Below are 13,301 nucleotides of genomic sequence, written 5' to 3'. Positions count from 1 at the left end.
TGGCTCTGGCTCTGGCTCTTCAGATTGTGATTCGTCGCTCGACTCGTCAACAAAAAAATCGTCAGATTCAAAGCTTTCATCGCCTAATAACGCAGTAAAGTAATCATCCAGTGCTTGTTCACTAGAGAGACTTGGCTGCGCCATTGTTGATTCTTTATTCGCGCTCATTTATCGCCAACCTTTCGAGATAAATAAGCAACTGTTTATAAGCAAATACACCACGGCTACCCGATGCAAAATGAGAGGCTGGCAAGCGTTTTAGGCTCGCGTCTCGAAACTTGGTATCAATCGGCACAGCAGACGTCCAAACTTGGTTTGGGTAATCATCTTTGAGCTGCGTTAATGTTTGCAGTGAGGCTTTGGTTCGCTTGTCGTACATCGTCGGGACAATCGTCACCTTAAACGGTGTTTTGCGCGACTTCTGCATAATGGTCAAAGTGCGAATCATGCGCTCTAAGCCCTTCATCGCCAAAAATTCCGTCTGTACCGGAATCAATATACGATCGCTTGCAGCCAATGCATTGACCATCATCACACCAAGAATTGGCGGGCAATCGATCAACACATAGTCGTAGTCATCTTTTAAAGCGGCCAAAGCACGCTTCAAGATCAACCCCATGCCACTTCGATTTCCCATTACACGGTCTAATGTCGCCAAAGACATATGCGCAGGGATAATATCGATACCTTCGACTTCCGTTTGTAAAAGCAAAGGTCTTACCGTCTGCGCGTTAAATTCACGCAGCTGGAACAGATCAAACAGGCTCGATTCCACCGTATCTGAATCGTAACCCAGATAGGTGGTCAGTGATGCATGTGGGTCAGTATCAACCAACAGAACACGGTGCCCCTTCAACGCAAGTAAACCTGCTAGAGTCACGGTCGTGGTCGTTTTACCAACACCACCTTTTTGGTTTGCAACACTCCAAACAATCATTTCGATTTACCTAAGCTAACCCAACTTCGACCAAGATCCTTTCCGCGATACGGTCTAGAGGGAGGTCTTCAGTAGAAATGCCAGCTTTTGCTACAGCTTGAGGCATACCATATACAACACAGCTATCTTCGTCTTGTGCCCAAATTGTCGAGCCCGCAGTTTTCAACATACGCGAACCTTCTCGACCATCTGCGCCCATACCAGTCAGGATCATAGACAACACTTTGTCGCCGTAGATCTTCGCTGCAGAGCCGAATGTGACATCCACACAAGGCTTGTAGTTCATGCGGTCGCCGCCATCGATAATTCTTAGACGTGCAGACCCTGCGCGGCCATCAACCATCATCTGTTTACCACCTGGAGCAAGATACGCCACGCCAGGTTTTAACACATCACCGTCTTGCGCTTCGCGAACTTCAATCTTACACAAGGTGTTCAAGCGACTAGCAAAAGCCGCTGTGAATGTTGCTGGCATATGCTGAACTAACACAATTGGATGTGGGTAGTGTGCAGGGATGCGAGTCAAAATCTTCTGTAGAGCAACAGGGCCGCCAGTCGAAGTACCAATGGCTGTTAATTGATACTTCTTACCTGACGCTCTGAATTTCGCCGTTGATGCAACCGCAGGCTTCGCTGTCGAAGTCGAAGCTGCTGTTGAAATCGGCTGGCGCAATAGCGTAGATGTTGAAGTCGTCGCAGTCGCTCTCGGCGCAATAGGAGCACGACGCATAAATGCACGCTTCGCTGCAATCTGAATCACACGCTGTTGAAGCAATGCAACTGCATCGTCGCGGTTACGTGCAATGTCTTCAAACTTCTTAGGAAGGAAGTCGAGAGCACCTGCATCTAACGCATCTAACGTTGCTCTCGCTCCATCATGCGTTAACGATGAAAACATCAAAATAGGCGTTGGAGACGCGGCCATGATTTCACGAACGGCAGTGATACCGTCCATGACAGGCATTTCAACATCCATCATGATTACGTCAGGTCTTAGCTGTTTCGCTTTTTCAACGGCTTCTTTACCGTTTACTGCTACATCAATGACTTCTAGGCGAGCCTCTGAGTTGATGATCTCGCTAACGCGACGACGAAAGAAACTCGAATCATCAACGACTAATACTTTAATCGCCATATTTATCCTTAAATTAAATTCTTGACGCAGCTGCGTACTGCTTCAACAAGTCCGGCACATCTAGAATCAATGCTATGTGTCCGTCACTTGTAATTGTCGCACCTGCCATTCCTGGCGTGCCTTGCAGAAGCTTATCAAGCGGCTTGATCACGACTTCTTCTTGACCGATAAGCGTATCGACAACAAAACCAACACGTTGGCTACCAAGTTGTACGATAACAACATGGCCGTGCCCTTTACGCAGCTCAACAATACCCGCTTTAGGAGCAAGCCAGTTTTGCAAGTAGAACAACGGAATAGACTTATCGCGAACGATAATCGTCAGCTGGCCATCAACCACGTTTGTGCGGCTTAAATCTAGGTGGAAGATCTCGTTTACAGAAGCCAATGGCAATGCAAATGGATGACCGGCAACACCGACCATCAAGGTTGGTAGAATCGCTAGGGTTAGTGGAACCTTGATGGTGATCTTGGTGCCCTGTCCCATTTCTGAATCAATATCAATAGAGCCGTTCAGTGTGTTGATCGCTGTTTTCACAACGTCCATGCCCACACCACGACCAGAGATATCCGAGATCTGCTCTTTGCTTGAGAAGCCAGGAGCAAAAATCAGGTTGAAACACTCTTTATTTGATAAGCGAGACGCTGCATCTTCATCCATCAGGCCACGTTTAACCGCGATAGCACGAAGCTTATCAGGGTCCATACCGCCACCGTCATCAACGATAGCCAGTTCAATGTGGTCACCTTCTTGAGAGGCAGACAGAATCACTTTACCCGTTTGTGATTTACCCGCAGCAACACGGTCGTTTGGCATTTCAATACCATGATCGACAGAGTTTCTCACCAAGTGAATCAGGGGATCAGCAAGTGCTTCTACTAAGTTTTTATCAAGGTCCGTTTCTTCGCCACGCATTTCAAGAACGATGTCTTTCTTCAAGCTACGAGCAAGGTCACGGACAACTCGTGGGAAGCGACCAAATACTTTCTTGATCGGCTGCATACGAGTCTTCATTACCGCACCTTGAAGGTCTGCAGTAACAACATCTAAGTTAGAGACAGCTTTCGACATTTCTTCGTCGTTGCTGTTGAGGCCTAGGCTGACTAGTCGGTTACGCACCAATACCAGTTCACCCACCATGTTCATGATGGTGTCCAGTGTTGATGTATCAACACGAACTGTCGCTTCAGCTTGTTGCTTCTTAGCCGGCACTTTAACTTCAGCTTTTGCTGGAGCGCTCGGTTTTGGCTCAGCTTTAACGGCAACTGGCGCAGCAGGTTTAGGCGCAGCTTGAGGTGCTACTGCCTTAACTTCTGCTGGCTTAGTCGCGGCATCCAATTCTTCAATCGAAGGTCCATTACCTGAGCCATGTAGTTGGTCAAGTAACTTCTCGAACTCTTCGTCAGTCATCAGATCATCGCCTTCAGACATCGCCGAAACAGGTGCTGCTGGCGGCGTTGGCGGCGTTGGCGGCGTTGGCGGCGTTGGCGGCGTTGGCGGTGGAGGAGGCGTTGAACTTGCCGCTGTCGGGCTCTTACCCGCACCGTGCAATTCATCTAATAACTTTTCAAATTCGTCATCAGTAATATCACCACTGTCAGCAACAGACTGAGGTGCAGCGGGTGCTGGCGGCGGTGTTGGTGCAGAAGGCGCTGTTGGTGAACCACCTTTACCGTGAAGCTCATCAAGCAAGCGTTCAAACTCATCTTCAGAGATATCATCGACTGAAGATGCATTGATGTTTGAGCTTTCAGCAGTAGGTTCCGGAGCAATAACAGGCTCAGGCGCTGCAACAACAGGTTCAGGGATAATAGGTGCAGGCGCTTCTACTGGTGCCACTTCATCCGCAGACTCTGGTTTACAGAGACGGTGAAGTTCATCCAATAAAGATTGGTCGGCTGGCACTAAAGGTTCCTGATCTTGCACGGCGCGAAACTGTACATTGACTGTATCTAGCGCCTGCAGCATGGTATCCATCAAACCTGATGTTACGCTGCGTTGGCCGTTTCGCAGAATGTCGAACACATTCTCAGCACCATGACAAGTATCCACCAGCTCAGTTAATGCTAGGAAACCAGCACCACCTTTTACTGTATGGAAACCACGGAAAATAGCATTTAATAGGTCTTTGTCGTCAGGGTTATTCTCAAGCTCTACCAGTTGTTCTGATAGGAGTTCAAGGATCTCTCCTGCTTCGACTAAAAAGTCCTGAAGAATATCTTCGTCTAAATCGTAGCTCATACGTTACCTTTAAAATCCAAGACTGGATAACAAATCGTCGACTTCATCTTGAGATGCGACAGCGTCTTCGCGCTCTTCTGGGTTCATAATTGGACCTTCAGGCGCAATCGATGCTTTCTTCTCTGACTCTGGAGTTGGCTCTTTTTGATTCGCACCGAATACCGTGAGAATCTCGACCAAACGTCCTTCCACCTCATTCACCAAGGTAATAACTTTGCTGATTATCTGCCCAGTTAAATCTTGGAAATCCTGAGCCATCAAGATTTCAGTCAATTGTCCGCGTAGTTCAGTACTGTCGCCTTCTACTTGGACAAGCAATCCATCAATGCGGTGACATAAAGCTTTAAATTGTGCCAGCTCAATGCGGCCATGCATCAGTTCATTCCATTGAGGCCTTACTTGAAGTAAACACTCGTGTAGGTTGTCTGCGATTGGCATACAGCGATCGACAGCGTCCATCGTCTTATTTGCCGCAACTTCCGTTTTATCAATGACATACTGAAGGCGATCCCTTGCATCAGGGATTTCGTCATTTGCGATAACGCTGATGCGTTCATCGAAATTGAATTGAGTCAAAGAGTCGTGGAGGTCGCGTGTCAGACTTCCTATTTCTTGAAGCATTGGATTGTCTTGAAGACTAAAGTTATCTTCATAAATGCTTCTCACAAGAGAATCAGCATTTTGCTGCTCATCGTTCTCAAGCAGCTCTACTAATTTTTTTGCTTGTTCTAATGAAATCATCCTGAATTCGGCCTTACTCCGCATACTTTGTGCGCTTAGGCTATCGAGATAAACAGATAACTTATCAGTCAGTGTTTACCTAGAAGTGCCTAAATTTATTGATGCTTATAAGCGATCAAAAATCTTATCAAGTTTCTCTTTCAGCGTTGCAGCAGTGAAAGGCTTCACAATGTAACCATTAACACCCGCTTGCGCAGCTTCGATGATCTGCTCACGCTTCGCTTCAGCTGTGATCATAAGCACTGGAAGGTGCTTAAGTTCTGCGTCTGCGCGAATGTGTTTAAGCAGGTCAATCCCTTGCATGCCTGGCATGTTCCAGTCAGTTACCACGAAATCAAATTCGCCTTTTTTCAGCATAGGTAACGCGGTCAAGCCATCATCTGCTTCTTGAGTGTTGTTGAAACCTAAATCGCGAAGTAGGTTTTTAACAATTCGGCGCATCGTTGAAAAATCATCAACAATGAGAATTTTCATGTTTTTGTTCAAATTAGCCTCCACTGAATAGGATCAGTGTTGTTAGTCGTTCTGTGTCCAAGCACTTAACTTAGTGCGTAAACGCTGCATAGATTGGCTCAGTATTTGGCTGACACGAGATTCGCTGACACCTAACACTTCCCCAATCTCTTTTAAATTGAGTTCTTCGTCGTAATAAAGCGAAAGCACAAGGCCTTCCCTTTCCGGAAGTTGTTTTATCGAATCGATCAAAGCTTGGCGGAATGACTCATCAGCAACCCCTTGAAAAGGCGTATTATCTTGAGAGTCTTCATTCGGAGATATTACATCATCTGAGACGCCTAAATCTTCAATTCCAACCAGTCTTGAGCAATTAATGTCAGTTAAAGCACTGTGATACTGCTCTAAACTGAGCCCCATGTGTTTTGCCACTTCGGCATCACTCGGGTCGCGGTTGAGGATACCCTCTAATTCCGCAATTGCACTGCTGATTTCTCGATTGTTCTTATGAACCGATCTCGGCACCCAGTCCCCACGGCGAATGTCATCCAACATTGCCCCGCGAATCCGAATACCAGCATACGTCTCAAAGCTTGCGCCTTTGGTACCATCATAGTTTTGTTGCGCTTCAATCAAGCCGATCATGCCAGCTTGAATTAAGTCATCAACCAATACATTAGGCGGTAATCGCCCCAACAAGTGATGAGCGATACGTTTAACCAACACAGAGTACTTCTCAAAAAAAGCCTGTTGGCTATTGTGATTAGCGTGTTGGTCGTAAGTAAGCGCTTTATTCACCAAATGGTTCCTCTATAAATTCAGTACGATTCAGCAGCCTTTCAACAAAGAACTCCAAGTGTCCGCTCGGTGTTTTTGGTATTGGCCAGGTCAAGGCTTTGTTAGCCAAAGAGCTGATTGCCAATGCAGCTGGAGAGCGAGGAAACGCATCGACTACGATTTTCTGTCTCTTGACTGATTGACGTACTTTATCATCTAAAGGAATACATGCTACGAGTTCGAGGCTCACATTCAAGAAGCGCTCTGTGACCAAAGTCAACTTTGCAAATAATTCTCGGCCTTCGCGGTAGCTTCTGACCATATTTGCAACAACTTTGAATCGCTGAACTTGGTGTTCTCTGCTTAAAAGCTTAATCAAAGCATATGCATCCGTGATCGAGGTAGGTTCATCACATACCACGACAACCACGTCTTGCGCCGCTCTTGAGAAGCTGATCACCATGTCCGAAATACCGGCTGCGGTATCAACCAACAAGATATCCATCTCGTCTTCAAGCGAACCGAATGCGCGAATCAAACCAGCATGCTGTGCGTGTGAAAGTTCAGTCATGCTTTGAGTGCCCGATGTCGCTGGAATAATTTTAATTCCGTGCGGCCCTTCGACAATCGCATCCTTAAGTTCACATTCGCCAGCCAACACATGCCCAAGGTTTCGTTTAGAACGAATACCTAGCATGATATCGACGTTCGCTAGTCCTAAATCGGCATCTAGCACCATGACTTTTTTGCCTTGGCGCGCCATGCAAATAGCCATACCTAACGTCACATTAGATTTACCAACGCCTCCCTTACCACCGGTTACAGCGATAACTTTTGTGAGTGAAGGCTTGGTTAAGCGACGGAGGCCGCTAGCTTGGTCATGTATCATATTTTCATTCATATTTATCCGCCGCCTAGAGCCCTTCAGAATCGCTATTCCAGTAATGAGGTTCATTCTCTGTAGATTTTTCTAATAGCTCATTAGCCTTAGCAATCATGTACTTTGGCTGAGCTATAACGATATCTTCAGGAACTCGTTGACCATTTGCTATGTAAGCAACTGGTAATGCATTTTGTATTACGACACTGATGAATTCACCTAGACTTAGGGATTCATCCAGCTTAGTCATGATGCATCCCGACAACGGGATTCTTCTAAAGTGTTCAATTGTTTCTTGCAGCACTTTGCGTTGCGCGGTTGCAGGCAACACAAGGTAGCTATTGATAACGGAACCACTCTCTTGCATCAATGTGTCTAACTGCTCAGATAGGCGAACATCTCGTTGTCCCATGCCTGCAGTATCGACCAGAATCAGGCGACGATTACGTAACTGATATATTACATCGGCCAGTTCGCTAGAATCTTTAGCAACTCTTACAGGACAACCCATAATTCGGCCGTAGATCGATAACTGCTCATGTGCACCTATACGATATGTGTCAGTTGTCACTAGTGCGACGTTATCAGCGCCATATTCCATTGCAGCACGTGCAGCTAGCTTTGCAACAGTCGTTGTTTTACCCACGCCGGTTGGGCCAAGTAGAGCCACAATACCGCCGCGTTTTAAAATATCTTTTTGTGTAACGGAGATTTGGTCAGCAACCAGAGCTAACAGAGCCTTCCATGCACGTGCAGGTTTAGTATCTTCAGGAATGTAGCAAGCCATTTGATCGGCAAGCTCTGCAGATACACCCATACGTTCAAGGCGCTTAATAAGCATGGCTCTCAGTGGTTCACGGCGCTCAACTTCTTGCCACATCAACCCAGAAACTTGATGCTCTAACAGACGACGAATTGAGGTCATCTCTTCGCGCATCGTTTCCATTTCAGTATCAGAACCTTTGGACTGAGTGTTCTCTCGACCACGATCATAACGGGTAGGATCCAAGCGAGGTGTCGGGCGCTCTACTCTGCGGTCTTCAGCAATCAACTTAGACAAACCCGTTTCACGAGCAAATGCAGAATCAAGATTTCCGTGAGACTGTTGGTTACCGTGAGATTGCTGATGGCCATGAGACTGCAAATTGCTTTGAGTCTGATGACTATGAGGCTTATGGCCCGTGCTTGATTGGCGATTGAGCAATGCTGACAATGAATCTTCATTTTCTGCACGATGCTGTGGCTCATCATCGGCGCCATGACTGTATTGCTTAAGCATATTCGCAAAGCGCTTAGTCATTGAGCGTCCACCTTCAACATTCGACTGTAGGCTAACCTTGTCATCGTCTAGTTGACGTCGCCCAGCAGGAGCTGCGGGCGCGGCCATTTGCGTATATTGGCTTTGTGCAGGCTGCTGAGGTTTATTTAATCTCTGGCTCGCTGTCGACGGGCTGGATTCGCCATCAATAGCGGCAACAATTTCCACGCCACCTGCGACCTTTTTGTTAGACATGATCACCGCTTCTGAACCAAGTTCTTCTTTAACTTGGAGCAGAGCCGTTCGCATATCTTTTGCAAAAAATCGTTTAATTTTCAATTCGATTGTCCGTTCTAATTAGGCGGCTTAATTACCAACAGCTTGTACTATACGTATCTGCTTTTCGTCCGGTATTTCTTGGTAAGACAAGACTCGCAAGCTTGGGATCGTGTTCTTCACGAACTTAGCCAGAGTCGAACGCAACACGCCAGAGGTCAATAGTACCGCGGGCTCACCTTTCAGCTCTTGCTCTTGTGTAGCGTGGCTGAGAGAGGTCTGTAAACGTTCGGCTAAACCAGGTTCAATACCAGCAGATTCTCCGCCGGATGCCTGCATGGTTTGATGCAAGATTTGTTCCAGCTCAGGAATCAAGGTTATCACTGGTAACTCGGGCTCTATACCATTGATTTCCTGAACAATTAATCGTTTCAATGAGATGCGAACCGCCGCAGTAAGTATGTCAGGTTCTTGACTCTTACCTGAATACTCCGACAAAGTTTGGACTATGGTTCGAATGTCACGAATTGGAATCGCTTCATTCAGCAGGTTCTGTAGCACTTTCACAACCACACCCAACTGCAATTGATCCGGTACAAAACCTTCCACCAGCTTAGGTGTTGAGCGGCTGAGCATCTCAAGTAAGTTCTGAACTTCTTCGTGGCCAATGAGCTGCGATGCGTTGTTGGTTAGCAGCTGGCTAAGGTGTGTCGCCAGTACTGTAGAAGAATCTACAACGGTATAACCTAGAGCTTGTGCGTGTTCACGCTGCTCTTCACGAATCCAAACCGCTTCAAGGCCAAAGGCAGGGTCAATCGTCGGCTCGCCATCGATCATGCCATAGACTTGGCCCGGGTTAATCGCGAGCTCCATGTCTGGCTTAATCTCAGCTTCACCCACAGCAACACCCATCAGGGTAATACGGTAGCTGTTTGGTGTCAGTTCTAGGTTATCGCGAATGTGTACCGCTGGGATCAAGAAACCAAAGTCTTGAGACAGCTTTTTACGCACACCTTTAACGCGTTCAAGCAATTCACCACCTTGGTCTCTATCAACCAAAGGAATTAAACGGTAACCCACTTCTAAACCAATAATATCGACAGGTTGAACATCATCCCAAGAGAGCTCCTTCTGAGAGCCTACTTCTCCATTCGCTTCAACTGTCGCCGGAAGGTTAGGCTCTTCCGCCTTCTTCTTGTTCTTTTTATCGATGTAATACGCCCCCGCGCCTGCAACGATGGCAAGGCTCAAGAACGAGAAATGTGGCATACCCGGAACAATACCCATGATGCCAAGGATGGCGGCGGTGATCATCAAGGCTTTTGGATTGTCGAACATCTGGAAGACAAGTTGCTCACCCATATCTTCATCAGTATTTTGGCGCGTTACCATCATCGCAGCTGCAATAGACAGTAATAGAGATGGAATTTGTGCAACCAGACCATCACCAATAGTCAGTAGCGTGTAGATTTCGATTGCTTCACCAAAACCAAGATCAAACTGAGCCATACCAATGCTCAAGCCACCAATGATGTTGATGAATAAGATTAAGATACCAGCGATCGCATCGCCTTTAACAAACTTAGAAGCACCGTCCATCGAACCGTAGAAGTCAGCTTCTTTGGTGACTTCAAAACGTCTCAGACGCGCTTGGTCTTGGTCGATCAAACCTGCGTTCAAGTCGGCATCGATTGCCATCTGTTTACCCGGTAAGGCGTCTAACGTGAAACGCGCGCTTACTTCCGAGATACGACCCGCACCTTTGGTTACAACCATGAAGTTGATGATCATAAGAATCAAGAACACCACTAAACCAACCGCGTAGTTACCACCGATAACCACGTTACCGAAGGCTTCAATCACGTTACCTGCCGCGTCGCCACCTTCGTGACCATGGAGCAATACCACGCGTGTCGAAGCAACGTTCAAGGCCAATCGAAGTAGAGTCGCAATCAGCAGGACGGTCGGGAATGCAGCGAAATCTAAAGGCCTGCGGGTATAAACCGATACCAATAGCACAACCATAGACAGTGCAATATTGAAGGTGAAGAACATATCCAACAAGAAAGCTGGAATGGGCAACACCACCATAGCAAGCGTTGCAAGTACCATAACAGGTGCACCAATCGCAGGCATGGCACGGTTAGGGATTTTAGGTAGCTTGTCCACAAAAGGCAGGGAGAATTTCATAAATCTAGACAGTTTCGCTATGTTGTAGCTCTCTGAACAAGTGGATTAGGTCTTAGTCAGGGCTGTTTGCTATGGGCTTATAATGTTCAGGCTACTACAGCAAACACTGTACCAACATCTCACGTCAAATTATCGCCATCACCTCTATAAAAGGAAGATTAGCTAGCTCGCTATTATCAGGGTTCATCACGCAGAGCTCAAGCAATTGATCTAATGACGTAAATCAGGTGGGATCGGCATATTAGAATCTTGCAGCTTTGGTCGCTCACCACCTCGTTTTCGGTACTGTTTAAGCTGGAAAACATATGCAAGCACTTGTGCAACTGCTGTAAACAGACCGTCAGGAATTTGTTGTTCTAGCTCAGTGGTATGATAAAGCGCCCTCGCCAATGGCGGCGCTGGAACGATATAGATGTCATTTTCACGCGCAATCTCTCGGATCTTCATCGCCATGTGGTCGACACCTTTAGCAACCACAATTGGTGCTTTGTCTTGATTCTGCTTGTAGCGCAGCGCCACTGAGAAGTGCTCTGGGTTGGTGACTATCACGTCCGCTTGCGGCACATCGGCCATCATACGACGCTGAGCCGCCTCCCTTTGCAACATGCGAATTCGACCTTTCACCTCAGGCTTACCCTCGGTGTCTTTGAATTCGTCTTTCACCTCTTGCTTAGTCATCTTCAGCTGATCAGCGTGTTGCCAAATCTGGAATGGGATATCAATCGCCACAACAATCAACAAAGAACAACTGATCAACAGAATAAAGTTGAGCAAGATATCCAAGGCATGGAAGATGTTTTGTGGATAGACGTCCATGCTCAGCTGCATTAAATCATGCTGAGAGGCTTGAATCAGATAAATCGCCATCCCCGATACGAGCGCTACTTTAAGAATAGACTTGAGCAGTTCAACCCAACTTTGCAGGCCAAACATACGCTTGATACCACTGAGTGGGTTGAGCTTAGACGCCTTTGGCATCGCCGCTTGCATTGAGAAGTTAATCCCACCGACACCCGCAGCGCCGATGACGGCAGCAACAAACAAAGTTATCAGTATCAAAAACAGCGGGAACAGCAGGTTCACCAGTGCACCACCAGCGATTTCTAGGAGTTTGTTAGTGTCAAAGATCTCGTCGCGACTCAAAGAGAACAGGCGTTGCATCGCCTCGAACAAAGCCTTCGCCATCGATTCGCCAAACCACATTAAAGCAATCGCACCGACAATTAATACCGATGCTGACGCTAGCTCTTTTGACCTTGCAACCTGCCCTTTCTCTTTGGCCTGTTGCAAGCGTTTGGGCGTGGCGTCTTCTGTGCGTTCTTGACCGTCTGACTCTGCCATTTCAGTCTCCTAGCAATCTAACCGGATTAGACGACATATCTGTTGTTCGCCCTGCATCCAGAATAGCTCATAGTGACTATACAAGCCGCCAAGGATATACCAACAAAGTAACAGACCCACGAGTAGCGCAAATGCAAAACCCAAAGAAAAGATGTTTAATTGAGGTGCCGCACGCGTCATTACACCAAAAGAAAGGTTAATCGTTAGCAGCGCAATAATCCCCGACAATGACATCGCTAATGCCGTTTTGAACATGATGCCGAGCCACAACGCGAGCTCTCGAAAATCCACAGAGGTTAGAGAGCCACTGCCAATCGGCAAGGTCTTAAAACTAAACACCACCAGCTGCAGCATTTTCAAGTGACCATCGGTCGCCAAAAAAAACATGGTCGCTAGCAGCATGAACAGCTGACCAAGTACCGGCGTATTTTGCCCGTTAGCCGGGTCGACCATTGATGCAAAACCCAAGCTCGATTGCATACCGAGGATCTGACCCAGCATAACAAAGGTTTGAATCATGAACTGGGTAACAAAACCCATGGCCACGCCAATCACAATTTGCTCGAAGACAGTCAGGAAGCCTTGAAAGGACAGAAGTTCAATCTCTTTGGGAACGGCCGGAATCGCAGGCATCACCGCAAAAGTGATCGCCAAGCCTAAATACAGACGAATACGCGGCGACACGAAGCGTGCCCCTGTTACCGTCATCACCATCAGCATCGCTGAGATGCGAGTGTATGGCCAAAAATAATTGGCTAACCACTCTAGTACAAGGCTCGTTGGGTATTCCATATCGGTTTAATACAGAACTTGCGGCAAGCGTTCGATGAGCTCAAAAAAGAACTCCATCATCATCTGGGTCATCCAGTGTGCGAATAGCATCAACGCCAACAAAGTTACGATCAAACGCGGCAGGAAACTCAGGGTTTGTTCGTTGATTGAGGTCGCAGCTTGGAAAACAGCCACAACCAAACCGATCAGCAGGCTAGGAATAATGATGGCGCAAACCATGATTAATACCATCCAAAGGGCATCTCGGAACAACTCTACGAATATTTCAGGATTCATTAT

General features: G+C 47.0%; 12 protein-coding genes and 1 pseudogene. All 13 read right to left on the bottom strand.

Going from position 1 to position 13,301, the window contains the following annotated elements:
• Window positions 1–168: pseudogene (locus tag AB4154_RS19415) on the bottom strand (chemotaxis protein CheW); the annotation flags it as partial.
• Window positions 155–937: a ParA family protein gene (locus AB4154_RS19410; RefSeq protein ID WP_017064111.1), complete on the bottom strand. Its 783-nt coding sequence runs from the start codon at window positions 935–937 to the stop codon at window positions 155–157. The pseudogene AB4154_RS19415 and the gene AB4154_RS19410, both read right to left, overlap by 14 nt.
• A 10-nt stretch (window positions 938–947) precedes the next feature.
• A complete protein-coding gene (locus AB4154_RS19405; protein ID WP_372123868.1) occupies window positions 948–2,072 on the bottom strand; it encodes a chemotaxis response regulator protein-glutamate methylesterase in 1,125 nt (374 codons plus the stop codon).
• Between the two features lie 13 nt (window positions 2,073–2,085).
• Complete coding sequence (locus tag AB4154_RS19400; protein WP_372123866.1) at window positions 2,086–4,314, bottom strand: chemotaxis protein CheA; 2,229 nt, start codon at window positions 4,312–4,314, stop codon at window positions 2,086–2,088.
• Window positions 4,315–4,323: 9 nt separating this feature from the next.
• Window positions 4,324–5,055: a protein phosphatase CheZ gene (locus AB4154_RS19395; protein WP_017064113.1), complete on the bottom strand. Its 732-nt coding sequence runs from the start codon at window positions 5,053–5,055 to the stop codon at window positions 4,324–4,326.
• A 105-nt stretch (window positions 5,056–5,160) separates the two neighbouring features.
• Window positions 5,161–5,529, bottom strand: coding sequence for a chemotaxis response regulator CheY (gene cheY / locus AB4154_RS19390; RefSeq protein WP_016767062.1), 369 nt, complete (start codon window positions 5,527–5,529; stop codon window positions 5,161–5,163).
• Window positions 5,530–5,571: 42 nt separating this feature from the next.
• Window positions 5,572–6,306 (bottom strand): RNA polymerase sigma factor FliA, encoded by a 735-nt coding sequence (locus AB4154_RS19385; RefSeq protein ID WP_017060667.1) that lies wholly within the window; start codon window positions 6,304–6,306, stop codon window positions 5,572–5,574.
• A complete protein-coding gene (locus AB4154_RS19380; protein WP_017060668.1) occupies window positions 6,299–7,186 on the bottom strand; it encodes a MinD/ParA family protein in 888 nt (295 codons plus the stop codon). The genes AB4154_RS19385 and AB4154_RS19380 overlap by 8 nt, the downstream gene beginning before the upstream one ends.
• A gap of 13 nt (window positions 7,187–7,199) precedes the next feature.
• On the bottom strand, window positions 7,200–8,762 hold the full coding sequence (gene flhF / locus AB4154_RS19375; RefSeq protein ID WP_029235190.1) for a flagellar biosynthesis protein FlhF: 1,563 nt from the start codon (window positions 8,760–8,762) through the stop codon (window positions 7,200–7,202).
• A gap of 27 nt (window positions 8,763–8,789) precedes the next feature.
• Window positions 8,790–10,889, bottom strand: coding sequence for a flagellar biosynthesis protein FlhA (flhA, locus tag AB4154_RS19370; protein ID WP_017064115.1), 2,100 nt, complete (start codon window positions 10,887–10,889; stop codon window positions 8,790–8,792).
• A 210-nt stretch (window positions 10,890–11,099) separates the two neighbouring features.
• Entirely contained in the window at window positions 11,100–12,230 is a 1,131-nt protein-coding gene (flhB, locus tag AB4154_RS19365) for a flagellar biosynthesis protein FlhB (protein ID WP_017064116.1), read from the bottom strand.
• 9 nt (window positions 12,231–12,239) lie between these two features.
• Entirely contained in the window at window positions 12,240–13,022 is a 783-nt protein-coding gene (gene fliR / locus AB4154_RS19360) for a flagellar biosynthetic protein FliR (RefSeq protein WP_017060672.1), read from the bottom strand.
• Window positions 13,023–13,028: 6 nt separating this feature from the next.
• Window positions 13,029–13,298 carry a flagellar biosynthesis protein FliQ gene (fliQ, locus tag AB4154_RS19355; protein ID WP_029235191.1) on the bottom strand — a complete coding sequence of 90 codons (270 nt, stop codon included), beginning with the start codon at window positions 13,296–13,298 and terminating at the stop codon, window positions 13,029–13,031.
• Window positions 13,299–13,301: the final 3 nt, after the last annotated feature.

Source organism: Vibrio sp. 10N.286.51.B11, assembly GCF_041469245.1.
Taxonomy (GTDB): Bacteria; Pseudomonadota; Gammaproteobacteria; order Enterobacterales; family Vibrionaceae; genus Vibrio; species Vibrio crassostreae_C.
This window is presented reverse-complemented; position numbering and strand designations above follow the sequence as displayed.

Excerpts from the sequence above, each read along its gene's own strand:
- AB4154_RS19410 (WP_017064111.1), bottom strand. The coding sequence starts at position 937 with ATGATTGTTTGGAGTGTTGCAAACCAAAAAGGTGGTGTTGGTAAAACG.
- AB4154_RS19405 (WP_372123868.1), bottom strand. The coding sequence starts at position 2,072 with ATGGCGATTAAAGTATTAGTCGTTGATGATTCGAGTTTCTTTCGTCGT.
- AB4154_RS19400 (WP_372123866.1), bottom strand. The coding sequence starts at position 4,314 with ATGAGCTACGATTTAGACGAAGATATTCTTCAGGACTTTTTAGTCGAA.
- AB4154_RS19395 (WP_017064113.1), bottom strand. The coding sequence starts at position 5,055 with ATGATTTCATTAGAACAAGCAAAAAAATTAGTAGAGCTGCTTGAGAAC.
- cheY (WP_016767062.1), bottom strand. The coding sequence starts at position 5,529 with ATGAAAATTCTCATTGTTGATGATTTTTCAACGATGCGCCGAATTGTT.
- AB4154_RS19380 (WP_017060668.1), bottom strand. The coding sequence starts at position 7,186 with ATGAATGAAAATATGATACATGACCAAGCTAGCGGCCTCCGTCGCTTA.
- flhA (WP_017064115.1), bottom strand. The coding sequence starts at position 10,889 with ATGAAATTCTCCCTGCCTTTTGTGGACAAGCTACCTAAAATCCCTAAC.
- flhB (WP_017064116.1), bottom strand. The coding sequence starts at position 12,230 with ATGGCAGAGTCAGACGGTCAAGAACGCACAGAAGACGCCACGCCCAAA.
- fliR (WP_017060672.1), bottom strand. The coding sequence starts at position 13,022 with ATGGAATACCCAACGAGCCTTGTACTAGAGTGGTTAGCCAATTATTTT.
- fliQ (WP_029235191.1), bottom strand. The coding sequence starts at position 13,298 with ATGAATCCTGAAATATTCGTAGAGTTGTTCCGAGATGCCCTTTGGATG.